General features: G+C 71.0%; 22 protein-coding genes. 5 read left to right on the top strand and 17 right to left on the bottom strand.

Annotation, left to right across the window (positions count from 1 at the left end):
* Nucleotides 1-88 precede the first annotated feature (88 nt).
* The 6 genes from trmD to proS form a co-directional block, all read right to left on the bottom strand.
* The gene (gene trmD, locus ABZ016_RS23800) at nt 89-922 is read right to left on the bottom strand and encodes a tRNA (guanosine(37)-N1)-methyltransferase TrmD (RefSeq protein ID WP_356918669.1); all 834 of its coding nucleotides are present in this window, start codon (nt 920-922) and stop codon (nt 89-91) included.
* A complete protein-coding gene (rimM, locus tag ABZ016_RS23795; protein WP_356918668.1) occupies nt 922-1,464 on the bottom strand; it encodes a ribosome maturation factor RimM in 543 nt (180 codons plus the stop codon). The genes trmD and rimM overlap by 1 nt, the downstream gene beginning before the upstream one ends.
* An 82-nt stretch (nt 1,465-1,546) precedes the next feature.
* Nucleotides 1,547-1,786 carry an RNA-binding protein gene (locus ABZ016_RS23790; protein WP_003973401.1) on the bottom strand — a complete coding sequence of 80 codons (240 nt, stop codon included), beginning with the start codon at nt 1,784-1,786 and terminating at the stop codon, nt 1,547-1,549.
* Between the two features lie 2 nt (nt 1,787-1,788).
* The gene (rpsP, locus tag ABZ016_RS23785) at nt 1,789-2,208 is read right to left on the bottom strand and encodes a 30S ribosomal protein S16 (protein WP_356918667.1); all 420 of its coding nucleotides are present in this window, start codon (nt 2,206-2,208) and stop codon (nt 1,789-1,791) included.
* Nucleotides 2,209-2,489: 281 nt separating this feature from the next.
* The gene (locus ABZ016_RS23780; protein WP_356918666.1) at nt 2,490-3,098 is read right to left on the bottom strand and encodes a hypothetical protein; all 609 of its coding nucleotides are present in this window, start codon (nt 3,096-3,098) and stop codon (nt 2,490-2,492) included.
* Nucleotides 3,099-3,348: 250 nt separating this feature from the next.
* The gene (gene proS / locus ABZ016_RS23775) at nt 3,349-4,764 is read right to left on the bottom strand and encodes a proline--tRNA ligase (protein WP_356918665.1); all 1,416 of its coding nucleotides are present in this window, start codon (nt 4,762-4,764) and stop codon (nt 3,349-3,351) included.
* 199 nt (nt 4,765-4,963) lie between these two features.
* On the opposite strand from proS, the gene ABZ016_RS23770 reads away from it, so the two are divergent.
* Nucleotides 4,964-5,818 (top strand): methyltransferase domain-containing protein, encoded by an 855-nt coding sequence (locus ABZ016_RS23770; RefSeq protein ID WP_356918664.1) that lies wholly within the window; start codon nt 4,964-4,966, stop codon nt 5,816-5,818.
* Nucleotides 5,819-5,909: 91 nt separating this feature from the next.
* On the opposite strand, the gene ffh is transcribed toward ABZ016_RS23770, so the two are convergent.
* The 5 genes from ffh to ABZ016_RS23745 all read right to left on the bottom strand — a co-directional run bounded on the left by ffh (nt 5,910) and on the right by ABZ016_RS23745 (nt 13,544).
* Entirely contained in the window at nt 5,910-7,460 is a 1,551-nt protein-coding gene (gene ffh, locus ABZ016_RS23765; protein WP_356918663.1) for a signal recognition particle protein, read from the bottom strand.
* 83 nt (nt 7,461-7,543) lie between these two features.
* Nucleotides 7,544-9,991, bottom strand: coding sequence for a [protein-PII] uridylyltransferase (locus ABZ016_RS23760; protein ID WP_356918662.1), 2,448 nt, complete (start codon nt 9,989-9,991; stop codon nt 7,544-7,546).
* A 28-nt stretch (nt 9,992-10,019) separates the two neighbouring features.
* Nucleotides 10,020-10,358, bottom strand: coding sequence for a P-II family nitrogen regulator (locus tag ABZ016_RS23755; RefSeq protein WP_003993253.1), 339 nt, complete (start codon nt 10,356-10,358; stop codon nt 10,020-10,022).
* Nucleotides 10,355-11,695 (bottom strand): ammonium transporter, encoded by a 1,341-nt coding sequence (locus tag ABZ016_RS23750; RefSeq protein ID WP_356918661.1) that lies wholly within the window; start codon nt 11,693-11,695, stop codon nt 10,355-10,357. The genes ABZ016_RS23755 and ABZ016_RS23750 overlap by 4 nt, the downstream gene beginning before the upstream one ends.
* A 349-nt stretch (nt 11,696-12,044) precedes the next feature.
* A complete protein-coding gene (locus ABZ016_RS23745) occupies nt 12,045-13,544 on the bottom strand; it encodes a hypothetical protein (RefSeq protein WP_356918660.1) in 1,500 nt (499 codons plus the stop codon).
* A 445-nt stretch (nt 13,545-13,989) separates the two neighbouring features.
* On the opposite strand from ABZ016_RS23745, the gene ABZ016_RS23740 reads away from it, so the two are divergent.
* A complete protein-coding gene (locus tag ABZ016_RS23740) occupies nt 13,990-14,655 on the top strand; it encodes a bifunctional DNA primase/polymerase (RefSeq protein WP_356918659.1) in 666 nt (221 codons plus the stop codon).
* Between the two features lie 108 nt (nt 14,656-14,763).
* Here ABZ016_RS23740 and ftsY read toward each other — a convergent pair whose 3' ends face one another.
* Nucleotides 14,764-15,963, bottom strand: coding sequence for a signal recognition particle-docking protein FtsY (gene ftsY, locus ABZ016_RS23735; RefSeq protein ID WP_356918658.1), 1,200 nt, complete (start codon nt 15,961-15,963; stop codon nt 14,764-14,766).
* 305 nt (nt 15,964-16,268) lie between these two features.
* Between ftsY and ABZ016_RS23730 the strand changes: the two genes are divergently transcribed.
* Nucleotides 16,269-17,240 carry an LLM class flavin-dependent oxidoreductase gene (locus ABZ016_RS23730; RefSeq protein ID WP_356918657.1) on the top strand — a complete coding sequence of 324 codons (972 nt, stop codon included), beginning with the start codon at nt 16,269-16,271 and terminating at the stop codon, nt 17,238-17,240.
* A 113-nt stretch (nt 17,241-17,353) separates the two neighbouring features.
* On the opposite strand, the gene ABZ016_RS23725 is transcribed toward ABZ016_RS23730, so the two are convergent.
* The 4 genes from ABZ016_RS23725 to ABZ016_RS23710 form a co-directional block, all read right to left on the bottom strand.
* The gene (locus ABZ016_RS23725; RefSeq protein ID WP_356918656.1) at nt 17,354-18,772 is read right to left on the bottom strand and encodes a sugar porter family MFS transporter; all 1,419 of its coding nucleotides are present in this window, start codon (nt 18,770-18,772) and stop codon (nt 17,354-17,356) included.
* Nucleotides 18,773-18,994: 222 nt separating this feature from the next.
* Nucleotides 18,995-22,603, bottom strand: a complete 3,609-nt coding sequence (gene smc / locus ABZ016_RS23720; protein ID WP_356918655.1) for a chromosome segregation protein SMC — start codon at nt 22,601-22,603, stop codon at nt 18,995-18,997.
* 210 nt (nt 22,604-22,813) lie between these two features.
* Nucleotides 22,814-23,017 (bottom strand): hypothetical protein, encoded by a 204-nt coding sequence (locus ABZ016_RS23715; RefSeq protein ID WP_003993245.1) that lies wholly within the window; start codon nt 23,015-23,017, stop codon nt 22,814-22,816.
* Between the two features lie 379 nt (nt 23,018-23,396).
* Nucleotides 23,397-23,678 (bottom strand): acylphosphatase, encoded by a 282-nt coding sequence (locus ABZ016_RS23710; protein ID WP_086840414.1) that lies wholly within the window; start codon nt 23,676-23,678, stop codon nt 23,397-23,399.
* Between the two features lie 162 nt (nt 23,679-23,840).
* On the opposite strand from ABZ016_RS23710, the gene ABZ016_RS23705 reads away from it, so the two are divergent.
* Together ABZ016_RS23705 and ABZ016_RS23700 are read left to right on the top strand one after the other, a co-directional pair.
* A complete protein-coding gene (locus ABZ016_RS23705) occupies nt 23,841-24,983 on the top strand; it encodes a CAP domain-containing protein (protein ID WP_356918654.1) in 1,143 nt (380 codons plus the stop codon).
* Between the two features lie 93 nt (nt 24,984-25,076).
* Nucleotides 25,077-25,475, top strand: a complete 399-nt coding sequence (locus tag ABZ016_RS23700) for a helix-turn-helix domain-containing protein (RefSeq protein ID WP_356918653.1) — start codon at nt 25,077-25,079, stop codon at nt 25,473-25,475.
* Here the strand turns inward: ABZ016_RS23700 and mutM are convergent.
* Nucleotides 25,465-26,325 (bottom strand): bifunctional DNA-formamidopyrimidine glycosylase/DNA-(apurinic or apyrimidinic site) lyase, encoded by an 861-nt coding sequence (mutM, locus tag ABZ016_RS23695; RefSeq protein ID WP_356918796.1) that lies wholly within the window; start codon nt 26,323-26,325, stop codon nt 25,465-25,467. The two genes, ABZ016_RS23700 and mutM, sit on opposite strands and share 11 nt — an antisense overlap.
* Nucleotides 26,326-26,381: the final 56 nt, after the last annotated feature.

Here is a 26,381-nt window from a genome sequence, read left to right as displayed (position 1 = left end):
GTGTTTCGGATCAGAGCTGTGCGCGTCGGGACGGGCGTCGTCTCCCCCTGTGGCAGGGGCGCACGCCGGACGGACGCACAACAGCGGTCTATTCTGCCAGGCCCTCGGTCCTGCGCCAAAATCGGCCGTACGGCTCCCCCTCGGGGTCCGGTGCCCAGCCCAGGATGGAGAGCATCTCGCGGTCCTTCTTGTCGAAGGCCTTCGGGTCGCACCGCTCGATCAGGTCGGGCCGGTGGGCCGTGGTGCGCTTCAGGGCCTCGTCCCGGCGCCAGCGGGCGATCTTGCCGTGGTGGCCGCTGAGCAGCACCTCGGGGATGTCCCGGCCGCGCCACTCGGGCGGCTTGGTGTAGACGGGGCCCTCCAGCAGGCTCGCCATCGCGCCGGGCGCGAAGGAGTCGTCCCGGTGGGACTCGGCGTTGCCGAGGACACCCGGCAGCAGCCGCGCCACGGCCTCCGTGACGACCAGGACGGCCGCCTCGCCGCCGGCGAGGACGTAGTCGCCGATGGACACCTCGTAGACCGGCATCCGCGTCGCGTACTCGTCGACGACGCGGCGGTCGATGCCCTCGTAGCGGGCCGGCGTGAAGATCAGCCAGGGGCGCTCGGAGAGGTGGACGGCGAGTTCCTGGGTGAAGGGGCGTCCGCTGGGCGTGGGCACGATCAGGGCGGGGGCCCCGGCGCCCGTCTCGTAGCCGTCGGCGAGGACGGAGTCGAGCGCGTCCCCCCAGGGCCCGGTCTTCATGACCATGCCGGGGCCGCCGCCGTAGGGCGTGTCGTCGACGGTGTTGTGACGGTCGTAGGTCCACGAACGCAGGTCGTGCACATGGACGTTCAGCTGTCCACGCGCGCGTGCCTTGCCGACGAGGGAGACGTTCAGCGGTTCCAGGTACTCCGGGAAGATCGTGACGACGTCGAGGCGCATTACGACTCTTCCCGGCTGGACGCGATCTCGGCCCGGTCGTCGATCAGGCCGGGCGGCGGGGTGATGACGGCCTTCTGCTCCTCGAGGTCGATCTCGGTGACGATCTCCTCCACGAAGGGAATCAGCACCTCGCTGCCGTCGGGGCGCTCCACGATGAACAGGTCCTGCGTGGGCAGGTGCGAGATCTCCGTGATACGCCCGACCTCGGTGCCGTCGGCGGTGACCACGTCGAGGTCGATGAGCTGGTGGTCGTAGTACTCGTCCTCGCCCTCGGGCAGCTCGTCCGGGTCGATCTCGGCGATCAGGAGGGTGTTGCGCAGGGCCTCGGCGGCGCTGCGGTCGCTGACGCCCTCGAAGCGCAGCAGGAGGCGGCCGCTGTGGACGCGGCCCGTCTCGATGGTGAGCGGTCCCGTGGCGGCGGGATCCGTGGCGAGTACGGCGCCGGGCGCGAGCCTGAGTTCCGGCTCGTCGGTGCGTACCTCGACGGTGACCTCACCCTTGATGCCATGGGCACGGCCGATCCGTGCGACTACCAGCTGCACGTGTCCAACTCTCCTGTCGTACGACTGCGGGCCGGGGACGGCCCTGAAGGCCCTCCCCGGCCCGAGCCGGTTGCGATAAGCGTCAGCGGACGTGGTCCACGTCGACGAGGTCGACGCGGACACCGCGACCGCCGATGGCGCCCACGACGGTACGCAGGGCGCGTGCGGTGCGGCCGTTGCGGCCGATCACCTTGCCGAGGTCGTCCGGGTGGACCCGGACCTCGAGCACACGGCCGCGGCGCAGGTTGCGCGAGGCGACCTGCACATCGTCAGGGTTGTCGACGATGCCCTTCACGAGGTGCTCGAGAGCCTCCTCGAGCATGCTCAGGCCTCGGTCGAAGCGGACTCGGCGGCGGCCTCGTCCTTCTTCTCAGCCTTCTTCTTCTGGGTGATGGCCTCACCCTTGCCCTCGTCCTCGCCGGCCAGAGCCTCGAAGGACGGACGCGCCGACTTCTCGGCCGCCTGCAGCAGCGGAGCCGGGGCGGGCTCGCCCTTGAACTTCTGCCAGTCGCCGGTCTTCTTGAGGATGGCCATCACGGGCTCGGTCGGCTGGGCGCCGACACCGAGCCAGTACGCCACACGCTCGGCGTCGACCTCGATCACCGACGGGTTGTACGTCGGGTGGTACTTGCCGATCTCCTCGATGGCCCGGCCGTCACGGCGGGTACGGGAGTCGGCGACGACGATGCGGTAGTGAGGCGAACGGATCTTGCCCAGACGCTTCAGCTTGATCTTGACTGCCACGGGAGTGGGTTCTCCTGGATTTGACGTGGTTGGGCACGGCGAGAGAAGCCGCGTGGGGTTGCGGTACCCGAGTGCCCGATGGACGCGTCAGCCGGAGGAGAGAGGGGTCCTGTGCGGCTGTCGAGTACAGCTAGCCATTGTGCCATACCCTGCGGGCCGCTCCCGGCCGGGGTGCGAGCCGCCGTGCGGGCACGCCGGAGCGGCACCCGACGTGGTGGTGGCGTACGTCGGGTGCGCGGACTCCCGTCCGGACCGGCAGCCACGAGATGCCGGTGCGGGCGTCAGCTCGCCACCGCTCCTGCTCCCACCACGTCCGGGATGCGGAACGGCTTGCCGCAGCCGCCGCAGACGATGGGGGCCTGGGCGAGGACCGACGGGACGACGCGGACGTTGCGGCCGCAGTCGCAGACCGCCTTGACGCGCACACCGCCGCCGGAGGAGCCGTGGCGCGCGGCCGGGCCCCGGAAGGTGCGGGAGGTGTCGGAGGAGGTCGCCGCCGTGTGGGCCTTCAGGGCCCGCTGGAGGCGTTCCATCGTCGGGCGGTAGCGGCGCTTCGCCTCGGGACTGAGCGTGACCAGCGAGAAACCGCTGCTGGGATGCGGTTCCTCGGGGTGGTCCAGGCCCAGCTCCTCGGCGATCGCGAGGAATCTGCGGTTGTGGTAGCGGCCGGCACGGGAGGTGTCGCGGACGCCGCGCGCGGCGGCGACGCCATGGACTGCCTCATGGAGCAGTCGCTCGAAGGAGAGCTCGTGACCGCACGCGGACGACGACTCCCCGATCAGGGACTCTGGCGCGGCAAGGTCGGGCAGCTCGGGGTGGTACCGCTGAATGTCGGCCCACGCCTGTGCCAGCTCTGCGGCGAGAACAGGTGGTGTCTGTGTCGTGCTCACGTAATGACAACGAGCCGGGGTGCCCCAGTGTTCCGATTCCGGGCCATCCCAAATAATTTGCACGTACCCGTCAGTTGCCTCTGATGCGTCCCGACGAGGGCGGGTGCGCTGATCTGTGGAGAAGCCTCGCAGCTCACCACAAGGTGGTGCGTAGCCCCGCGTACGCCCCGGCGCGTAGCGGACGTCCCCACGCCGGGGTACCAGGGGTCAGCGGATACGCAAGAGGCGTTTCGGTCGCCGTGCGCCCCACTCAGTAAGCGCGTGCGACGACCGCGACGTTACCCGGTGCGTCGTCGGCGTCCGGCACCGACCCGTCCTCGGCTACCAGACACCGTACGGTCACCGCGTGATCGGCCAGCTTGGCCTCGCCCTCCTCGCCGAGTGCGGCCCACGGGATGCGCGCCCAGCCGCCGGTGGTGGCGGCCTCGACCGCCTCCTCGAACGTGGACACCTCGGTCGTCCGTGCCTCGCGGCGCTCGCGGGACTGCTTCAGCAGCAGGGCCTGGTCCTCCTCGAGGACCTCGGGCAGCAGCGACACCAGGGCGTCCAGGGACACCGGCTCCTTGCCCCCGGGGATGCGGCGCGCCAGCATCGCGGTGCCGTTCTCCAGGTCGCGCGGTCCGACCTCGATGCGCACGGGGACGCCCTTGAGCTCCCAGTCGACGGCACGACGGCCGAAGGGGGTGTCGGTGCGGTCGTCGACGTGGACGCGGACTCCGGCCGCCTTCAGCCGGTCGCCGAGCTCGCGGACCTTGGCCAGAACCGCCTCGTCGCCCTTGATCGCGAGGACCACGGCCTGGATCTGCGCCAGTCGCGGCGGGACGCGCAGACCGCTGTCGTCGCCGTGCATCATCACCAGGGCGCCGATCATGCGGGTGGTGGAGCCCCAGGAGGTCTGCCAGACCAGCTCCTGCCGGCCGTCCCTGGACAGGTACCGGGTGTTGAAGGCCTTGGCGAAGTTCTGGCCCAGTTCGTGGCTGGTGGCCATCTGGAGGGCCTTGCCGTCACCCATCATGCCTTCGAGGGTGAGGGTGTTGATCGCACCGGCGAACCGCTCCTTGACGGTCTTGCGGCCGGGGACGACGTCCATCGCGAGGACGTTCAGCATGAAGTCCTCGTAGACCCGCCGGTGGATGTGCGAGGCGAAGTCGCGCGCCTCCTCGAACGTGGCGTGCGCGGTGTGGCCCTCCTGCCAGAGGAACTCGGACGTGCGCAGGAAGAGCCGCGGCCGCAGTTCCCAGCGGACGACGTTCGCCCACTGGTTGATGAGCAGCGGCAGGTCACGGTAGCTCTGCACCCACTTCGAGAAGTAATCGTTGATGATCATCTCTGACGTGGGCCGGACCACGGCGGGCTCTTCGAGTTCCTTGCCGCCGCCGTGCGTGACCACGGCGAGCTCGGGCGCGAAGCCCTCGACGTGGTCCGCCTCCCTGGTCAGGTACGACTCGGGGATCAGCAGGGGGAAGTACGCGTTCTGGGTGCCCGTCTCCTTGATGCGGGCGTCCATCTCCGCCTGCATCCGCTCCCACAGCCCGTAGCCGTACGGTCGGATGACCATGGTGCCGCGCACCGGACCGTTGTCGGCGAGTTCCGCCTTGGTGATCAAGTCCTGGTACCAGCGCGGGAAATCGTGCGCCTGCGGGGTGAGAACGGGTGCCTTGGCCATGGCGAGATGGTACGGGCCCGGGTTACCGGAATGTGAAATCTCGCCATAGGCACATGACAACTCACAAGCCCTGCCGCATTCCACTGGACGACAGGTCGAGGGGGGAGTTTCCTGGCATACGGGGGTAGTGCGAGCGCACTGTCACGGGGGCCATGTAATCGGGCAAGAGGCAACTCTCGGCGGATTGGGGCGCTTACTTATGACACCTACGCTCGTGCGGCAGCACCTGCCTCACGCGGGGGCCGCACCCCGCGTGGACCTGCGTGCACGCGCGCGTGACTGGTCCGAGATCCAGGAGCGGATGCTCGTACCGCTCTACGAGGCCGTCTACGAGCGACTGGACGTGGGTTCCACGACGCGGCTGCTCGGTCTCGGCTGCGGTTCCGGACTCGCCCTGCTGATGGCCGCCGCCCGGGGAGCGGCGGTCACCGGTGTCGACGCTTCCCCCGAAAGAATGAGCCTCGCGCGGGAGCGGCTGCTGCCCGAGGCGTGGGGCACACGCCCCCACGGGGACACCCGGCTGGTGGACGGCTCGCCCGGGGACACCGACGAGCCGGGCGCTCCCGCGTACACCCTGGTCACCGCCTTCGAGCCGATCGGATGCCTGGCAGGCGACTCGGAGGGGCTGGGCGGGCTGCTCGCGGAGGCGACGCCGCTCGCCGCGCGCGGAGCGGCCGTGGTGCTGGCCGGCTGGGGTCCGCCGGAGCGGTGCGCCACGGCGTCCGTGCTGCGGGTCGCCACCAAGCTGGCGGAGCCGCTGCGCAACTCGGGCAGCTGGCGGCCGGCCCTCCGCGACGACCTCGAGGAGGTCGCCCAGCGGGCGGGTCTCAAGCCGGACGGCTCCGGCCGAGTGGCCTGCCCCTTCGGCTACGCCGACGTCGACAGCGCGGTACGCGGTCTGAAGTCGACGGGCCTCTTCGACGCGGCGATGACGGCGACGGACCAGGTCCAGGTCGACAAGGAACTGACCGAGGCCCTGCACCCGCACCAGCGCCAGGACGGCACCGTGTGGATGCCGAACGTCTTCCGGTACCTGATCGCCCGGACGCCGTGACGCCCGGCACCTGATCCAGAACGACCGAAAGGGCACCCCTGTGTGCGAGGGGCGCCCTCGGTGTCGTGCGGAGAGTTGAGGAGCCGGGCTCTCAGCCCATGAACTTCTTGAACTCGTCGGGGAGTTCGAAGTCCTTGCCGCCCTGCTGCGGCAGCCCGAAGGCGCCTGTGCCCTCGGCGGCGGCCGCGCGGCGGGCGGCCTCCTCCTGCTCCTGCTGCTTGCGCTTCATCGGGTTGCCGGAGCGCTGCTTGCCCTTGGCCTGCTTCTGCTTCTTCTTGGTCCGGCCGGGGCCACCGCCCATGCCCGGCATGCCCGGCATCCCGGGCATGCCGCCGCCCTGGGCCATGCGGGACATCATCTTGCGGGCCTCGAAGAACCGCTCGACGAGGTTCTTGACCGCGCTGACCTCGACGCCGGAGCCCTTGGCGATACGGGCGCGGCGCGAGCCGTTGATGATCGTCGGCTCCTGGCGCTCGGCCGGGGTCATCGACTTGATGATGGCCGCCGTGCGGTCGACGTCCCGCTCGTCGAGGTTGTTGATCTGGTCCTTCATCTGGCCCATGCCCGGGAGCATGCCGAGCAGCTTGGAGATGGAGCCCATCTTCCGGACCTGCTCCATCTGGGCGAGGAAGTCGTCGAGGGTGAAGTCCTGGCCCTTCTTGGAGGCCAGCTTCTCCGCCATCTTCTGGGCTTCGGCCTGGTCGAAGGTCTTCTCCGCCTGCTCGATCAGGGTGAGCAGGTCACCCATGTCGAGGATGCGGGAAGCCATCCGGTCCGGGTGGAAGGCGTCGAAGTCGTCGAGCTTCTCGCCGTTCGACGCGAACATGATCGGCTTGCCGGTGATCTGCCGGATCGACAGGGCCGCACCACCGCGGGCGTCACCGTCGAGCTTGGAGAGCACCACGCCGTCGAAGCCGACACCGTCGCGGAAGGCCTCGGCGGTGTTGACGGCGTCCTGACCGATCATCGCGTCGACGACGAACAGGATCTCGTCCGGGGAGACGGCGTCGCGGATGTCCGCGGCCTGCTGCATCATCTCCTGGTCGATGCCGAGGCGGCCGGCGGTGTCCACGATCACGATGTCGTGGACCTTGGTCCTCGCGTGCTCGATGGAGTCCTTGGCGACCTTGACCGGGTCACCGACGCCGTTGCCCGGCTCCGGCGCGTAGACCGCGACCCCGGCCCGCTCGGCGACGACGCTGAGCTGGTTCACGGCGTTGGGACGCTGGAGGTCACAGGCGACCAGCAGCGGCGAGTGGCCCTGCTCCTTCAGCCAGCGGCCGAGCTTGCCCGCGAGGGTGGTCTTACCGGCACCCTGCAGACCCGCCAGCATGATCACGGTCGGGGGCTGCTTGGCGAAGCGCAGGCGCCGGGTCTCGCCACCGAGGATGGTGACCAGTTCCTCGTTGACGATCTTCAGGACCTGCTGGGCCGGGTTCAGCGCCCTGCTGACCTCGGCACCGAGGGCACGCTCCTTGACGTTCTTGATGAACGTGCGAACGACCGGCAGCGCCACGTCGGCCTCGAGAAGCGCGATCCGGATCTCGCGCGCCGTGGCGTCGATGTCCGCCTCGGAGAGCCGTCCCTTGCCGCGCAGGTTCTTGAAGGTCGCTGAGAGGCGATCGGAAAGAGTATCGAACACGGCGCTCGCGGTCCTCGGGGTCGGAGACAGACTGGGGAATCGCCCTCCAGGGTATCCCGGCGTGACAAGTCGCCGGGTCGGCCTCACCCTCGCAGTGTCTCCTCCAGCTTCCGCGCCACCGACTCGGCCTCGTCCCCGGGCAGCGGGGCACCCTCCGGGCCGGTCACGTAGAAGGCGTCCACGGCGTTGGCGCCGAGGGTCGAGACGTGCGCGCTGCGCACCCGCACGCTCGCGTCCTCCAGGGCGCGGCCGATGCGGAAGAGCAGGCCCGGGGCGTCCTGGGAACGGACCTCGATGACGGTGGCCAGCCGGGAGGCGGCCGGGTGGACCGACACCCGGGGCGGCGGGGCGATGACGCCCCGGCGGCGCGGATAGGCCGCGTCCCGCTCGGCGAGGCGGCCGGCGATGTCCAGGGAGCCTTCGAGGGCCCGCACGAGGTCCGCGCGCAGGCGGGCGGCCTGCGGCAGGGAGCCGTACTCGGCGGCGACCCGCCAGTCCAGCAGCAGGACGGAGCCGTCGACGGCGGCCTGGAGGTGCAGGGACCGCAGCTCCGCCGTCCGCACGGTCAGCCGGTGCATGGCGAGGACGCCGGCCACCGCGGGCAGCACGCCCGGCTGGTCGGGGACGGCGATGAGCAGCTCGACGCCGAGCGGCTCGGGGTCGCCCGAGGGCTCCTCCCCGGTGGGCGGCTCGGTCTGGGCCCGCAGGGCGAGCACCGGGCTGCCCGTCGCGGCGGCCTCGTGGGCGAGCCGCTCCTGCTCGGCGGTCGGCGCGGCCTCCTCGGGGTCGTCGGGGGTGTCCCCGGCGAGCACCGCCGAGACCCGCTGGACCAGGTCGGCGACGAGCGAGCCGCGCCAGGACGACCAGGCGGCCGGGCCGGTGGCCAGGGCGTCGGCCTCGGTGAGGGCGTGCAGCAGCTCCAGGGTGCCCTGGGATCCGACGGCCTCGGCGACCGAGCGCACGGTGGCCGGGTCCTCCAGGTCACGCCGGGTGGCCGTGTCGACGAGCAGCAGGTGGTGGCGGACGAGGGTGGCGACCACCGTCACGTCCTGGCGGTCGAAGCCGATGCGGGCGGCCACGTCCTTGGCGATGGTCTCGCCCGCCACGGAGTGGTCACCGGGCCAGCCCTTGCCGATGTCGTGCAGCAGCGCGGCGACCAGCAGCAGGTCGGGGCGGCTGACCCGGCGGGTGAACTCGGAGGCGCGCACGGCGGTCTCGATGAGGTGCCGGTCGACGGTCCACAGGTGCACGGCGTTGCGCTGCGGGCGGCAGCGCACCCGCTCCCAGTCGGGCAGCAGCCGGGTGATCAGACCCTCGGCCTCCAGCGCCTCCCAGACCTCGATGGTGGGGCGGCCGGAGCCCAGCAGGGTGACGAGTTGTTCGCGTGCCTCGGCGGGCCAGGGCGTCGGTACCGGGCGCACGGTGGCGGCCAGGCGCCGTACGGCGTGCAGGGAGAGCGGGAGCCCGGCCTGGGCGGCGGCGGCCGCGGCGCGCAACGGCAGTACGGGGTCGCGCTCGGGGCGCGCGGCACGGGCGAGCACCACCTCGCCGTCCTGCTCGACCACGCCTTCGGCCAGCGGAGAGCGCTCGGCGGTCGGCTTCCCGCCGCTCAGCATGGCGCGCAGCCGGGGCCGCACGGCGCGCGACCGCAGCACGCGCCCCACTTCGCGCCAGGTGACATCACTGGCGTAGGAGATCAGCCGTGCCGCCTCGTACACCTGCCTCAGCAGCGTGTCCGCGTCGAGCAGGCCGAGCTCGGCGGCCACCTGGTCCTGCTCCTGGAGGGCGAGCCGGTCGGTGGCGCGGCCGGTGGCCAGGTGCAGTGCGTCCCGTACGTCGAGGAGCCGGCGCCGGGCGTCGGCGAGGCCCTCGCGCGGGGCGTCGGCGAGCCAGGAGGCGGCGACGGCGCGCAGCGCGGTGGCATCGCGCAGCCCGCCGCGGGCCTCCTTCAGGTCGGGTTCCAGCAGGTACTGCAGCTCGCCCTGGCGCTCGGCGCGCTCGGCGCACAGTTCCTGCAGTTCGGGGAGGCGTTTGGGGGCCTGGTTGCGCCAGTCGGCCAGGACGGCCGTGCGCAGCCCGGCGGTGAGCCCGAGGTCGCCGGCGAGGTGCCGGGCGTCCAGCAGGCCGAGCTGCACCTTGATGTCCTCGCCGGCGGTCTTGCGGGCCTCGACGGGGGTGCGGACGGAGTGGTCGAGGGCCAGGCCCAGGTCCCAGACGGGGTACCAGAGCCGGTCGGCGAGGGCGGCGACGGCCTTGGGGTCGCTGCCGTCGTGCAGCAGGAGCAGGTCGAGGTCGCTGCGCGGGGACAGTTCACCGCGTCCGTAACCGCCGACGGCGACCAGGGAGGCGCCGCGCAGTCCTTCCGCACCCGAGGCGAACAGGCCCGTGAGCCAGTCGTCCGTGAGATCCGCCAGGGCCGCACGGCGCGGCGGCCCGGACCGCGTCTCCTCCGTGAGGAGACGCAGCCGGGCCGCCGCGTAGCCGCTGGGTCCCGAGTCTTCTGCTTCTTTGTGCACGTCCGTACCCGTCACCCAGCGACTCCTGTTCTGTCCGCCTGCCTCAGAGCGCGTCCGGACCGCGCTCGCCGGTCCGGACCCGTACGGCCGTGTCGACCGGGATGGACCAGACCTTGCCGTCACCGATCTTGCCGGTGCGGGCCGCCTTGACCACGACGTCGATCAGCTGTTCGGCGTCGTCGTCCTCGACCAGGACCTCGATGCGGATCTTGGGGACCAGGTCGACGGTGTACTCGGCACCGCGGTAGACCTCGGTGTGGCCCCGCTGACGACCGTAGCCGCTGGCCTCGGTGACCGTCAGGCCGTGTACTCCGAAGGCCTGGAGGGCTTCCTTGATCTCGTCGAGCCGGTGCGGCTTCACGACGGCGGTGATGAGCTTCATGCGTCCACCTTCTTGCTCGCGACAGCGGCGACCGGGGCCGTGACGGCGGTCTTGGCTGCGCCGCCACCGGCGCCGCTGAAGTCGTATGCGGTCTCGGCGTGCTCGGCCTGGTCGATGCCGGCGATCTCGTCGTCCTCGGGGACCCGCATGCCGATGGTCTTGTCGAGGGCGAAGGCGAGGATCGCGGAGACGATCAGCGAGTAGGCGAGCACACCGCCGACACCGGCGAGCTGCTTCCACAGCTGGTCGAAGCTGTGGTTGCCGTAGAACACGCCCGTGGCCTCGGACTGGCCCTTACCGCTGGCGAAGAAGCCGATCAGGACGGAGCCGGCGATGCCGCCGACGAGGTGCACGCCGACGACGTCGAGCGAGTCGTCGTAGCCGAACTTGTACTTCAGGCCGACGGCCATGGCGCACAGGACACCGGCGATGGCACCGACGGCGATGGCGCCCATCGGGGTGACCGAGCCACCGGCCGGGGTGATGGCGACCAGACCGGCCACCGCGCCGGAGGCGGCGCCCAGCGTGGTGAACGCGCCGTGGCGGATCTTCTCGTAGGCGAGCCAGGCCAGCATGGCGGCGGCGGTGGCGACCTGCGTGTTGACGAACATCAGGGAGCCGACGCCGTCGTCGTTGCCGAGCCACGAGCCGGCGTTGAAGCCGAACCAGCCGAACCACAGCAGACCGGCGCCGAGCATGACCAGCGGGAGGCTGTGCGGACGCATCGGGTCCCTCTTGAAGCCGACCCGCTTGCCGATGACGAGGATCACGCCGAGCGCCGCGGCACCCGCGTTGATGTGGACCGCCGTACCACCGGCGAAGTCGATCACGCCCAGGTCGAAGGCCCAGCCGCCCTCACCCCAGACCCAGTGGGCGACGGGGAAGTAGACGATCGTGGCCCACAGCGTGATGAACAGCGCCCAGGCGGAGAACTTCACGCGGTCCGCGAGGGCACCGCTGATCAGGGCGGGCGTGATGATCGCGAACATCAGCTGGAAGACCATGAACGCGAGGAGCGGGATGTTGTACGTCCCCCAGAGCTCGCCCTTGTCGACCCCGGTGAGGCCGACCCAGTCCGAGTTCCAGCCGATGAGGCTGCCGGAGTCGGTGCCGAACGCCATGGAGAAGCCGTACAGCACCCACAGGATGGTGACGATCCCGAGGCTGATGAAGCTCATCATCAGCATGTTCAGGGTGCTCTTGACGCGGACCATGCCTCCGTAGAAGAAGGCAAGACCCGGGGTCATGAGCATTACCAGGGCGGAACAGATGAGCATGAACCCTGTGTTGGCGGCAGACAGCTTGGCCTCTGCGGCAAGGGTGATGGCTGGTGCCATCGGCGTCTCCTCGTCGTTGGTACGGCCCCGTGCGGGCGAAGCCTCGAGCGGATTGAGGGGTGGGCCGGTTATGCGCCACGAGACTGGCGCAGCGCGGTTTCGGTGGAGGCCCCTCGTTGTTTCGCGGCCGTGACGAAGGCGCCCACTGTGTTACGCGTCGATGAACTGCCGGATTGCGGGTGCGCCGATCGTTATCGTGGCGCAACCTTCTGTCCCCACTGGCTTCAGGACGCACGGACCGGCCGCGGTCGGCCTTCCGATGACCTGGCATGGGGGAGCCGAGTCGGGCAGTTCGGGAGGGCCGGCCGCGGCCGGGGTTCAGGGGTGCGGGCGGGTCTCAGGCGGTGGCTCAGACCGCCTCGGCGGTCTCGGGCAGCTCGACGGCGAGCCGTTCGGTGAGGTCGACGACCTCACCGAGGTCGCCGAAGTCGCGTGCGGCGGTGTCGACCGTCTTTCGGATACGGGTGTTGACCCGCTCGGAACGGACCTTCTTGGCGACCTGCATGGCCTCGGTGGCGAAGATCGTGCTCTGCTCGGGCTCGCGCTGGAGGAGGTGCACGGTGGCCATGCCGATCAGGTTCAGCGCGTAGGACCGCTGGTGCTCGTCGTCCTCGGCGAAGAGCTTCACGGCCCGCTTCATCAGGGGTTCGGCCAGCGAGGCGTAGGTGGGACTGCGGCCGGCGACGTAGGCCAGGTCGCGGTACGAGTGCGAGTTCTCGCCGTGGAGCTCGGCCTCGGAGAAGAAGCGGATCCAGTCGGGGTCCGGCTCGTCCCACTCGTCGGCCTCGGAGAAGGTGTCCTCGGCCATCCGGACCGCCCGTTTGCACTTGCCGGGCTGGCCCATGTTGGCGTAGGCGCGGGCCTCCATCGCATACAGCATCGACTGGGTGCGCGGACTGGCGCAGTCCCGGCTGCCGTACTGCGCGAGGTGGATCAGTTCCAGCGCGTCGTCGGGGCGGCCGAGGTGGATCATCTGACGGCTCATGCTGGACAGCACGTAGGAGCCGAGGGGCCGGTCGCCGGCTTCCTTGGCGGCGTGCAAGGCGAGGACGAAGTACTTCTGGGCCGTCGGCTGGAGCCCGATGTCGTACGACATCCAGCCCGCCAGCTCGGCCAGTTCGGCGGCGACCTTGAACAGCCGCCGGGTGGTGGCCTCGGGCTGGGGCTCCTGGAGCAGGTCCGTCACCTCGTGCAGCTGGCCGACGACCGCCTTGCGGCGCAGGCCGCCGCCGCACTGGGCGTCCCACTGCCGGAACATCACCGTCGTGGACTCCAGGAGGTCCAGCTCCGGCCTGGAGAGCCGGCCGCGGGCGCGCCCGGAGGAGCCGGCCGCGGGCTCGGGCTCCGGCCGCGGGGCCGACGGCGAGGGCACGAGCCAGCGCTGCATGGGCTCGATGAGGGCCGGGCCCGCAGACAGGGCCAGCGAGCTCCCGAGGAAGCCGCGTCGCGCCAGCATCAGGTCGCTGCGCGAGAACTCGCTGAGGTGGGCCACGGTCTGCGGGCCCGTCCACGGCAGGTCGACGCCGGTCGCGGAGGGTGACTGGCGTGCGGTGCGCAGGCCCAGGTCCTCCACGGAGACGACGACGCCGAAGCGCTCCGAGAACAGCTCGGACAAGATCTTTGGGATCGGTTCCCGGGGGTTCTCGCCGTCGAGCCAGCGGCGCACGCGCGAGGTGTCCGTGGAGATGTGGTTGGCGCCCAGCTGGCGGGCCCGGCGGTTCACCTGGCGGGCGAGCTCGCCCTTGGACCAGCCGCTGCGCACGAACCAGGAGGTGAGCAGCTCGTTAGGGCGCTTGTCAGTGTGCGTCGCGTGTGCAGCGTCCGTCCCGCTTCCGCCGTTGCCGCTCACTGGAACGCCCCCATCCCTGAGACCACTTGTCGCCGAGTGCGCCAAGCCCTATCAGCATGCCGGTCCGCACTGCCGTCCGTCTGGTCCTTGTCACCCTTCGAACGGAATACCGACTTGCCTCCGGCATACCCACGAGCGCATGTGCCCCAGGACTCGTGCACACAAAGTAATCCTACGATCACCCGTCCAGCCACGGCCCACACGGAAACGCCACCATTCGCCACCCCTTCGAATGAACTCACGTACGCCTCCGCGCGATTCACTTGACACCGGACAACCAGGAGCGGGTGCAGTGATGCACTCCGGGGCGCGTGTCGCCGAGCGCGCCCCCCTGGGCACTTCCGGGCGCTGAGTGAACCGACCACCGCCGGGAAGGCGGAATACAGAGAGTCACGCATCGCGTCCGCTGCGTAACCGCCGGTGCGTGGGACCCGTTGGAGGGGGCATGGGCTTCACGATCGGCATCAGCCGGGGCATGCGCGACATCCGGACCGGCTCGCGCCGTCGCGGCCGCACGTCGGAAGGCACCGTCGTGGCCGAGTACACCGGCCTGTGGGGCTGGGACGTGGTGCCGGGCGCCCGGGCCTCGGCCGGCGCCTGCTCCTGCGGCCGGCGCGACTGCCCGGCACCCGGCGCGCACCCGCTGGACTTCGCGCCGGTGATCCGTGCCGGGGCCATGCTGGACGACGTGGCCGCGGCCTGGGGCGAGTACCCCGGCGCCTCGGTGATGCTGCCGGTCGGGCGGGCTTTCGACGTCATCGAAGTCAGCGAGCCCGCCGGCTGCCGCGCACTGGCCCGGCTGGAGCGCATGGGCCTGCCGGTCGGCCCGGTCGCGGCGACCCCGGACGGCCGCGCCCACTTCTTCGTCGCCCCCGGCGCCGCCGCCGACCTGCCCGGCCTGCTCTACCGCATGGGCTGGGACGATCCGGCCGCCCTCGACCTGCGCGGCCTCGGGCCCGGCACGCACATCACGGCACCGCCCTCCGACCGCGGCGGCCTCGGCCCGGTGCGCTGGCTGCGCTCCCCCGCCCTGGACTCGGCGTCCAGGCCCCCGGAGGCCCGCCTGGTGCTGGGCACGCTGGCGTACGTCGCGCACCGGTCACGGGCCTAGAGCTCAGCCGGAAGCAGAGCGAAGTGCCCGCCCCGAGTGGTTCTCGGGGCGGGCACTTGCTTGCCGCATACGAATGCTCGGAAGTGACTCCTCGACGGTCTCCGGAGCTCACTCCCCGATAAGGGCGTCAACGAACGCCTCCGGCTCGAACGGCGCCAGGTCGTCCGCGCCCTCGCCGAGCCCGACCAGCTTGACCGGCACGCCCAGCTCGCGCTGCACCGCGATCACGATGCCGCCCTTGGCCGTGCCGTCCAGCTTGGTCAGCACGATGCCGGTGATGTCCACGACCTCGGCGAAGACCCGGGCCTGGACCAGCCCGTTCTGGCCGGTGGTGGCGTCGAGGACGAGCAGCACCTCGTCCACCGGGGCCTGCTTCTCCACGACCCGCTTGACCTTGCCGAGCTCGTCCATGAGACCGGTCTTGGTGTGCAGGCGGCCGGCGGTGTCGATGAGCACGACGTTCGCGCCCGTCTCCTTGCCCTCCTTGACCGCGTCGAAGGCGACGGAGGCCGGGTCGCCGGCTTCCGGTCCACGCACGGTGTGGGCGCCGACGCGCTCGCCCCAGGTCTGGAGCTGATCGGCGGCGGCGGCCCGGAAGGTGTCGGCCGCGCCGAGGACGACGGTCTGGCCGTCGGCCACGAGGACGCGGGCGAGCTTGCCGGTGGTGGTGGTCTTGCCGGTGCCGTTGACCCCGACGACCATCACAATGCCGGGCTTGCGGTCCTCCGGCTCGGTCTTGACCGCGCGGTCCATGTCGCGGCCGACCAGTGTGACGAGCTCCTCGCGCAGCAGGGTGCGCAGCTCCTCGGGGGTGCGGGTGCCGAGCACCTTCACCCGCTCGCGCAGGCGCTCGACCAGTTCCTGGGTCGGCTGCACACCGACGTCGGCGGTGAGCAGCGTGTCCTCGATCTCCTCCCAGGTGTCCTCGTCGAGGTGCTCGCGGGACAGCAGGGTGAGCAGGCCCTTGCCGAGGGCGTTCTGCGAGCGGGAGAGCCGGGCCCGCAGCCGGACCAGGCGGCCCTCGGTGGGCTCCGGGATCTCGATCTCGGGAGCTTCGGTGGGCGGTTCCTCGACGGTGACGGGGGCCGAGCCGCCCGGGAGATCCACCTCCTCTATCGTGCGCCGCGGTTCCTCCCGCGGCGTCTCGGCCTCGTCGCCGACGTGCGGCTCGGCCGGTGGGGCCGTGATGTCGGGCGCCGCGGGCGGGGGCGGCGGCAGCTGCTTCTTGCGCCGGCTGCCGACGATGAGCCCGCCGAGCGCGCCGAGCACGACCACGGCGATGACTACAGCAAGGATGACGATTTCCATAACAAGCCCAGTATGGCGTGACCGCACGCCCGGCCGTCCGTTGTCCATGCGGGGCCGCGAAAGCCCCACCGGGCCGGGCTGGCCCGCGGTCCGACCTCGCGTCGGCCGGAAGCCCCTCGGGGCGGAGTCACAACGCGTCCAGTATCAGCTTGGACTCGCAGGGTGCGCGTGCAGCGCCCCCAGGGTGTGTCACGGCCCATACGGTGGGCCGTGACACACCCTCTTTCCCGGTGAGAGCATCTAGCAGCCTGACGGCCCGTCAGCTATGGTCCCCGCACAGCCGCCGGTGAAGGGGGACACTTCCCATGCCCGTCACGGTCGTACGCTTCAACCTCGTCGCTCCCGGGGCCGGCCCCGCCGAGCTCGCCGCCCGGTACCGGACTGCCCTGGAGATGGCCGCGTACGCCGACGACCGGGGCGTCAGCACCGTGCAGACGGAGGAGCACCACGGGGCCGACAACAACTGGCTGCCGTCGCCGTTCGCCTTCGCGGGGGCCGTCTTCGGAGCGACCCGGCGTGTCGCGGTCACCGTCTCGGCGATCATCGGCCCGCTGCACGACCCGCTGCGGCTCGCCGAGGAGATCGCGGTGCTGGACCTGCTGAGCGGCGGCCGGCTGGTGACGGTCGCCGGGATCGGGTACCGGCCCGAGGAGTACGAGCTGTTCGGCGTGGACTTCGCCCGGCGCGGGCGGCTCCAGGACGAGCTGCTGGAGACACTGCTGCGGGCGTGGACGGGCGAGCCCTTCTCCTACCGGGGCCGCACGGTCCGCATCACCCCGCGCCCGTACAGCGACCCGCATCCGCTGCTCCTGGTCGGCGGCTCGTCGAAGGCCGCCGCCCGCCGGGCCGCCCGGCTGGGGCTGCCCTTCTTCCCCAGCGCGCACCTGCCGGAGCTGGAGACGTACTACAAGGAGCGGCTCACCGAGTACGGCACCGAGGGCTGGGTGATGATGCCCGCCGCCGAGACACCGCTGCTGCACGTGGCCGAGGACCCGGACCGCGCCTGGGCGGAGTACGGGCAGCACTTCCTGCACGAGGCGCGGACGTACGCCGCCTGGCAGTCGGGCGGGGTGCGGTCGGCGGTGAAGTCGGCCGCGACGACGGTGGCGGAGCTGCGGGCGGAGGGCGTGTACCGGGTCCTCACGCCGGAGCAGTGTGTGGAGCTGGGGCTGGACAGCCTCGTCCTGCATCCGCTGTCGGGCGGGATGCCGCTGGACGAGGGGTGGCGGAGTCTGCACCTGTATTGCGAGCGGGTGCTGCCGCGGCTGGCCGGGTGAGACGGCAGACCGCCGCCCCGGCTCGGGCAGTGGCCGAACCGGGGCGGCGGCGGGTTACGGGGAGAGGGGCAGCGGGGACTTTGGCCCTTCTCCCCGAGTCTGCGGGACGGGGCTCAGCCCATCTCCTCCAGGGCCTTGCCCTTCGTCTCCTTGACGAACTTCAGGACGAACGGGATCGAGAGCGCGGCGAACGCGGTGTAGATCACGTACGTCACGGAGAGGTTCCAGTCGGCCAGCGACGGGAAGCTCGCGGTGATGGCCCAGTTGGCGATCCACTGCGCGGCGGCGGCAACGCCCAGGGCGGCGGCGCGGAGCCGGTTGGGGAACATCTCGCCGAGCATGACCCAGACGACGACACCCCAGGACAGGGCGAAGAAGAGGACGAAGACGTGCGCGGCGATCAGGGCGATCCAGCCCTGCGCGGCCGGGAGCCTGCCGTCGACCAGGGGGTGGGAGAAGGCCCAGGCCTCCAGGGCCAGGCCGACGACCATGCCGACGGAGCCGATGATCGCGAGCGGCCGGCGGCCGATGCGGTCGACGAAGATCATCGCGATGACGGTGCCGACGATGTTGATGATCGACGTGGTGAAGGAGTAGAAGAACGAGTCCGTCGGGTCGACGCCGACCGACTGCCACAGCGTCGAGGAGTAGTAGAACGCGACGTTGATGCCGACGAACTGCTGGAAGACCGACAGGCCGATGCCGACCCAGACGATCGGCTTGAAGAAGAAGCTCCCGCCAAGCAGGTCCTTGAAGCTCGACTTGTGCTCGCTCTGCATGGCGCCCTCGATCTCGGCGACACGGGCGTCCAGGTCGACGTCCTTGCCCTCGACCTCGGTGAGGATCTCGCGGGCGCGCTCGTGCTTGCCGGCGGAGATGAGGAAGCGCGGGGACTCGGGGATCGCGAAGGAGAGCAGGCCGTACAGCACGGCCGGGACGACCATGACGCCGAGCATGACCTGCCAGGCCTCCAGGCCCATCAGCTTGCCGCGCTGGTCACCGCCGGCGGCGTTCAGCAGACCCCAGTTGACCAGCTGCGAGACGGCGATGCCGATGACGATCGCGGCCTGCTGGAAGGAGCCGAGCCGGCCGCGGTAGGCGGGCGGGGCGACCTCGGCGATGTAGGCCGGGCCGATCACGGAGGCCATGCCGATGGCGAAGCCGCCGACGACGCGCCAGAAGGCGAGGTCCCAGAGCGCGAAGGGGAGCGCGGAGCCGACGGCGCTGACGGTGAAGAGGACCGCGGCGATCTGCATGCACCGGATGCGGCCGATGCGGTCGGCTATCCGGCCGGCGGTGGCGGCGCCGACGGCGCAGCCGATGAGGGCGATGGCGATGACCTGGGCGAGGGCCGCGGAGCCGACGTCGTAGCGGTCACGGATGGCTTCGACCGCTCCGTTGATCACGGAGCTGTCGTAGCCGAAGAGGAAACCGCCCATCGCGGCCGCTGCCGCGATGAAGATGACGTGCCCGAGATGCTCGGGGTGAGCCGTCCTGGCTCCTGACTGGGGTGCCTGCGCTGTGCTGGTCACGTGTACTCCTCGGGCCACCGGCAACGCTGCCGGAGGGGATCAGCCCTTCGAGGTCCACCTGAAGGTACCTGAAGGTAAAAGGAACGTTGCCGAGACTATGCCTTCAAGTTTCGAAGTCAATAGGTCAGTCACTTGGAATCTGCGGCAGGAGTGTGTGAGCGATGTGTTCAAGAGTTGAAGTCGCTGCGCGTTGCAGGTGAGACCGGTGTAGACCACACGCTTCTAGCGGAGGCGCTGGCTGATGACCTTCGACACACCGTCGCCCTGCATGGAGACGCCGTAGAGCGCGTCGGCGACCTCCATGGTGCGCTTCTGGTGCGTGATCACGATCAGCTGGGAGGCTTCCTGGAGCTCCTGCATGATCCGGATGAGCCGCTGGAGGTTGGTGTCGTCGAGGGCGGCCTCGACCTCGTCCATGACGTAGAACGGACTGGGCCGCGCCTTGAAGATCGACACGAGCAGTGCCACGGCGGTCAGTGACCGCTCCCCGCCGGAGAGCAGCGACAGCCGCTTGACCTTCTTGCCCGGCGGACGGGCCTCGACGTCCACGCCCGTGGTGAGCATGTTGTCGGGGTCGGTCAGGATCAGCCGCCCGTCACCACCCGGGAACAGGCGCGAGAACACGCCCTCGAACTCCCGGGCCGTGTCCCGGTAGGCCTCGGTGAAGACCTGTTCGACACGCTCGTCGACCTCCTTCACCACCTGGAGGAGATCCGCCCGCGTCTTCTTCAGGTCCTCGAGCTGCTCGCTGAGGAACTGGTGGCGCTCCTCCAGCGCCGCGAACTCCTCCAGGGCGAGCGGATTGACCTTGCCGAGCTGCTGGTAGGCACGCTCGGCGGCCTTCAGGCGCTTCTCCTGCTCGGACCGGAGATACGGCTTCGGCCGGTTGCGCGGATGGTCGGGGTCCTCCGGCAGCTCCTCGCCCTCGGCGGGGGGCGAGGGCGGCACAAGCTGGTGTGGCCCGTACTCCGCCACCAGCCCGGCCGGTTCGACACCCAGCTCCTCCAGCGCCTTGGTCTCCAGCTGCTCGATCCGCAGCCGTTTCTCGGCGCCGAGTACCTCGCCACGGTGGACCGAATCCGTCAACTTGTCGAGCTCGGCCTTGAGATCGCGCCCCTCGGTGCGGGCGCGGGCGAGTTCCTGCTCGCGGCGGGCCTTGGCGGCGTCCGCCGCGGTGCGCTCCTCGTCGGCGCGGGCCAGGGAGACCTCGACGTGCGCGAGCAGCTGCCGGGCGCCCGAGCCGACGGCCTCGGCGACGGCGGCCTCGTGCCGCAGCCGGGCCCGCCGCTGCTCGGCACGCGCGCGGGCCTCGCGTTCCGCGCGGGCGGCCCGGTCGAGCGAGTCGGCCCGTCCGGCCAGCGCCTTGACCCGCTCCTCGTGCGTACGGGCCTGGAGGCGGGCCTCCATCTCGGTCTGGCGGGCGTTGGCGCCGTCGGCGGCGAGCCGGTCCCGCACGGCGGTGTCGGGCTCCTCGTCGATCGGCATCTCCTCGGCCACCGCCAGCCGCTCGGCGAGTTCCTCGGCCTCCGCCAGGGCCTTGTCGAGGGCTTCCTGTGCCCGGGCCGCGGCGGCCGTGGACCGCTCGGCCTCCCCCGCCGCGCCCCGTGCCTGCCCGGCGAGCCGGCCGAGCTGCTGGGCGACGGAGGACTTCTCCCGGTCGGCGGCGCGGCGCCGCTCCCCCACGTCCTCGACCAGTGCGGCGGCTGCCTTGCGCCGCTCGACGGCGGTGTGCTGGGCCTCGGTGAGCTCCTCGCAGCGCACGGCCAGCTCTTCCAGCTCGGCGGCGGCCTCGTCGACGGAGGCCTGTACTTCGAGGAGGCTGGGGGCGCCGGCGGAACCGCCGTGGGCCATGTGTGCCCCGAGCAGGTCGCCTTCGGCGGTGACGGCTGTGAGGTGGGGGTAGGTGTGGACCAGGTCCTCGGCGTCTTCGAGGGTGCTGACGAAGACGATGCCGTGGAGCAACCGCCGGACGGCAGGCATCAGATCGGAGGGGCCACGGACCAGGTCGGCGGCGAAGGCGTGTGGTGCGTCTGCGGGTTCGTCGTGGCCGGTCGCGCCCGCGCGGCGGCAGCCGCATGTCGAATGCGGCCCCGCGCCCCTGAGGCCGTCGGGAGCCCCCGCCAGGAGCAAGGTTGCCCGGCCTCCGTCCTGCTTGCGAAGAAGTCGGATCGCGTCCGCTGCCGAGGCCGGGGTGGTGACCGCGATCGCGTCCGCCGCCGCCCCGAAGGCCGCCGCGAGGGCGACTTCGTGTCCGGGGGTCACCGTCAGGAGTTCCGCCGCCGGGCCGAGGAGGCCGGAGAGGCGGTCCTTCGCCGCGAGCAGTATTCCGGTGCCGTCCTTGCGGCGCAGGCCGAGCGCGAGAGCCTCGTGCCGAGCCTGAGTGGCGGCCCGCTTGCGTTCCGCGGCCGTGGCCTCCTCGCGGGCTGCCGTGAGGGCGGCCTCGGCCTCGGTGAGCTGGTGTTTCGCCGTCTCGTGCTGCTCGGCGAGTTCGGCGTCGCCGGCGTCGAGGCCGTCGACCTCGGCCTTGAGGGCCTCGTACTCCTCCTGCGCCGCGACGGCCCGCTCCTGGGCCTCGTCACGGGCGGCGGCCAGGCGCTCGATCTCGGCCTGCGCGGAGGCGGCGCGCGAGCGGGCCGCGTTGACCTGGCCGTTCAGCCGGGCCAGGCCCTCTCGCCGGTCGGCGATGGCGCGGGCGACGTCCTTCAGGCGCCGCTCCTCCTCGGTCAGCGCGCGCTCCAGCTCGGCGCGGTGCGCGACGGTGTCCTCCAGGGCCCGCTCCGCCGCCTCCAGGGCCGCCTCCAGCTCGGCCTCCTGCTCGCGGATGCGGGCGGCCTCGCGCTCCATGTCCTCGGGGTCGCGACCACGACGCTCCTCGGGAGGCGCCGAGGTGGCGCTCTTCACGCGGGCGTCGGCCAGTGAGATCGTGCCGCGCACCCGCTCGGCGAGCTGGGAGAGCTCGTACCAGGTCTGCTGGGCGCGCTGGAGGCGCGGGGTGAGCTGCCGTACCTCGTCCTCCAGGAGGGCCTCGCGCTGGAGCGCCTTGCGCAGCTCCTGCTCAGCGGTCTCCTTGCGCTCCTTCAGCGCGGCCTCGTCGGCGACCTCGGCCTTCAGCGCGTCCCGGAGCCGTACGAGGTCGTCGGCCAGCAGGCGCAGGCGGGCGTCGCGCAGGTCTGCCTGGATCACGGCGGCCCGGCGGGCGACGGCGGCCTGGCGGCCCAGGGGTTTGAGCTGCCGTCGGAGCTCGTCGGTCAGGTCCTGCACGCGCGCGAGGTTGGCCTGCATCGCGTCCAGCTTGCGCAGCGCCTTCTCCTTGCGCTTGCGGTGCTTGAGGACTCCGGCCGCCTCCTCGATGAAGGCGCGGCGGCCCATGGGGTCGGCGTGCAGTACGGAGTCGAGCTGGCCCTGCCCGACGATGACGTGCATCTCGCGGCCGATGCCGGAGTCGGAGAGAAGCTCCTGGATGTCGAGGAGGCGGCAGGTGTCGCCGTTGATCTGGTACTCGCTGCCGCCGTTGCGGAACATGATCCGCGTGATGGTGACCTCGGCGTACTCGATGGGGAGGGCACCGTCGGAGTTGTCGATGGTCAGGGACACCTCGGCGCGGCCCAGCGGCGGGCGGCCGGTGGTGCCGGCGAAGATGACGTCCTCCATCTTGCCGCCGCGCAGCGACTTCGCACCCTGCTCGCCCATGACCCAGCTGAGCGCGTCGACGACGTTGGACTTGCCCGAGCCGTTCGGTCCGACGACGCACGTGATCCCCGGTTCGAACCGGAGCGTGGTCGCCGAGGCGAACGACTTGAACCCACGGAGAGTCAGGGCCTTGAGGTGCACGCCGCTGGACTCTACCGCCCGGGTTCGTCTCACTCCATGAACCCACGGTTTCGCCGCTGAACGCGCAGGGCACACCAGACGTTAAAGAGGGTGAAAGGATGCGGGGGAAAGAAAGAAGGGACGCCGATGGCGTCCCTTGCACTTCTGACAGCTCAGCGGTTATGACGGGCGGCCCAACCACTGCTCGTGCTTTTGTGGAGCGTGCAGTGATCAGGTGAGCGCAGGCTCCGCCTGGTGTGCGTCAACGCTCTCCATGATCCTGTCGTGAGAAGCGGCAGCCGTCAGCGCCTCGTTTTCGGCCTGGATCCGTACGAGCTCGGATTCCAGGTCCTGGACGCGCTGCTGGAGCCGTCGCATCTCGGCGAGGAGTCGCGGGTCGGAGCCGCCGACGTAACCGAGAAGCGCCTTTGCCATGATGGATGGTCCTCCACAATGAGTGACCGACCGATGCGGTGTGGGTCGTGAGGGATTCGCACCCGCGATGCTTGGCAGGCCTGGAGTTGTACTGCCGTTCAGCCATGCCAAACAGCTAAGGTGCGCGGGGCTTTCAGCGTCTCACCAAAAAGTTTGACGGTCAACACGATCACGCCCCGTATTGGGGGCAACCCGGGCGCAAGCGGCCTGGAACGGCGGCGCTGCGGCTCCTGCGGGACCCTCGGGGCGTGGCGATCATCCTTGCGTGTGCAGCCTGCCAGGGCAAGCGCTTCTTGGCAATCACCAGCAAGTTTCCGTCCGGGGCGACCGCCCGGGGCAGGTCCGCGGGCCGCCCCGGGGACCGCGCGGCGTTGCGGGGTCAGCGGATAGCGAAGCCCTCGTAGCCGCCGCGAGGTGTGTCCCAGATCTCGGTGACGCCGTCCACGCGGCCGGGCGTGTCGTCACCCTGGAGCCACTCCAGCAAACCTTCACAGCCCTCGCGCGCGCCCTCCGCGACGACCTGGACCCGTCCGTCGCCCAAATTGAGAGCAAAACCACTCAGGCCGCCGATCTCCAGGGCCTTGGCCCGCGTGAACCAGCGGAAACCCACACCTTGGACGCGTCCCCGCACCCAGGCGACCAGTCGCACATCCTCGCTCATGACTGCAACCTAACCGCCCAATCTCGATCCGGTGCACTTCCTCCACTTGCGCCATGCGGTACCGTCCCCACCCAACGAATCTCATATGAAACTCACACGATCGAGTGAGTTTGGTGTTGATCTCGAGGACGAGTCGACCGCCAGGACGAGGAAGGCCAGGACATGGGACGCCACCGACGCTCCGCCGCCGGCCGCGCCGCCACGGGCAGCACACAGGCCGACGGCTACGCGGAGGGCCCTGACGCGCTGTTCTCCACCGCGGAGGACGACGGGCCCACGATGGGCATCGCGCCCTACCTGAACCCGGACGCGTACGCCGGCACCTACGCGAAGAGCGAGGCGTACCTGTTCGCGCAAGGCGGGGCGGCAGGGGACGAGGAGTACGCGACCGTGCCCCGCCCCCGGACCGGCGACACGGCCGTCTTCGCCAGTGACGGCTTCGAGCCCGACGGCGGCGTCCGGCGCAGCGGCTCGCACCGCCGCCGCAAGAAGACCGCGAAGCCGATGCGCACCGGGCTGCTCGGGGTGTCCGCCGCGGTCGCCCTGGGCACGGTGGCGGTGGCCACGGGCGCGGTGCCCGGACTCGACAACTACAAGCTCGGCGGTGACAACGGCGGCGACAAGGTGCAGGCCGCCGACACGCCCACGAACTCGCCGAGCGAGCTGGGCGGGACCTCGGGCGGCGCGGACGACCGGGGTGGCACGCCCACGAGCCGGGACGCCGAGCGCTCCCTGTCGCCGTCGCCGACCGCCTCGAAGTCGTCGGCCGCGCCCACGAAGACTCCGGAGAAGCCCGAGAAGACGCAGGAGAAGACCCCGGAGAAGAAGAAGCCGGCGGCCACTCCCAGCGAGAAGCCGGAGAGCACGCCGTCCCGGACGGCCACCAAGGCGCCGGTGAAGCCCAGCGCCCCCGTGGCCCTTTCCGAGGAGTCCGCCGCGGCGGCCCAGGTGCTCAAGCTCGTGAACGAGGAGCGGGCCAAGGTGGGCTGCAGCCCGGTCGACGCGAACAGCGCGCTGACCGACCTGGCGCAGGCGTTCAGCGAGGACATGGCCAAGCGGGGCTTCTTCGACCACACCGACCCGGACGGCGCCACCCCGTGGAACCGGGCCGAGAAGGCCGGGATATCCAACCTCGGCGGGGAGAACATAGCCCGGGGCCAGGCCGACGCCGCCGCCGTCATGGACTCCTGGATGAACAGCCCCGGCCACCGCGCCAACATACTGAACTGCGACTTCAAGACGCTGGGTGTGGGCGTCGAGTTCGGGTCGGGCGGCCCGTGGTGGACCCAGGACTTCGGTTACTAGACCCCTGCCCGGCCCCGGCAGTACACCCCTCAGGCGCTAACCATCAGTTAGCGCGACCTGTCGGTTAGCGCTGTGCTGGCGTATTCTGTGTCCATGACCACCACCCAGGAGCTCACGGAGGGGCTGGACGACCTCCCGTACAACGTGTTCGCCAAGGCCTGCCCTTCGCGCGGCACGCTGGAACACGTCACGGGCCGCTGGGGCGGGCTCACCCTGTGCGCGCTGTTCGAGGGCTCCCTGCGCTTCAACGAGCTGCGCCGCCGTGTCGCCGGGGTGAGCGAGAAGATGCTGTCCCAGACGCTGCACGCGCTGGAGCGCGACGGCCTGGTGCACCGTGAGGCCCAGCCGACCAATCCGCCCCGCGTGGACTACGAGTTGACGCCGCTGGGGCGCGGAGTGGCCGAGCGGCTGCACGGCCTGATCCACTTCGTGGAGGACAGCATGGACGAGGTGCTGGCCGCGCGCGAGCGGTACGACTCCGCTAGGACGTGACCCGCGGCGGTCGCTGGCACTTGGGGCAGTAGTAGCTGGACCGGTTCATCCAGGGCCGTCGGCGCATCGGCGTGCCGCAGCGGCGGCACGGCAGGCCCTCGCGGCCGTACGCGTCGAGCGACCGGTCGAAGTAACCCGACTCGCCGTTGACGTTCACGTAGAGGCTGTCGAAGCTGGTGCCGCCGACCGCGAGGGCCGCGTTCATCACGTCCCGCACATGGCCCAGGAGCGACAGGGTGCGCGGGCGGGTGAGGGTCGCGGTCGGCCGCTCGTAGTGGAGGCGGGCGCGCCACAGGGCCTCGTCCGCGTAGATGTTGCCGACGCCGCTGATCAGCGACTGGTCGAGCAGGGCCCGCTTGATCGTGGACCGCTTGCGGCGCAGCGCACGGTGGAAGGCCTCGTCGTCGAAGAGCTCGTCGAGCGGGTCGCGGGCGATGTGCGCGATGACGTCGGGCAGGCCGTCGGGGGTGTTGTCGTGCAGCGACAGGCCGCCGAAGGTGCGCTGGTCGACGAAGCGAAGTTCGGTGTCGAGGGCGTCGGTGAAGCGGACGCGGATGCGCAGGTGCTTCTCGTCGGGGGCCGTGTGCGGCTGGACCAGGAGCTGGCCGCTCATACCGAGGTGGGCCAGGATCGACTGGTCCGTGTCCTCCAGCGGCAGCCACAGGTACTTGCCGCGGCGGCTCGGGGTGCCGATGCGGTGGCCCTTCAGGCGGTGCGCGAAGTCGTCGGCGCCCGCGAGGTGGCGGCGCACCGCCCGCGGGTGCAGCACCTCGGCCTCGGCGACGGTCCGGTGGGCGACCCACCGCTCCAATCCCCGCCGTACGACCTCGACCTCGGGCAACTCGGGCATGGGGTCCCCCGTCACATCCCTGTGGACGACCCGAGCGCCCGCCCCGGGCAGGGGGC

It is taken from the genome of Streptomyces sp. NPDC006372 (assembly GCF_040612515.1).
In the GTDB taxonomy this organism is placed as follows: domain Bacteria; phylum Actinomycetota; class Actinomycetes; order Streptomycetales; family Streptomycetaceae; genus Streptomyces.
The sequence above is the reverse complement of the archived record's forward strand: the minus strand, read 5'-3'. Positions and strand labels throughout refer to the sequence as shown.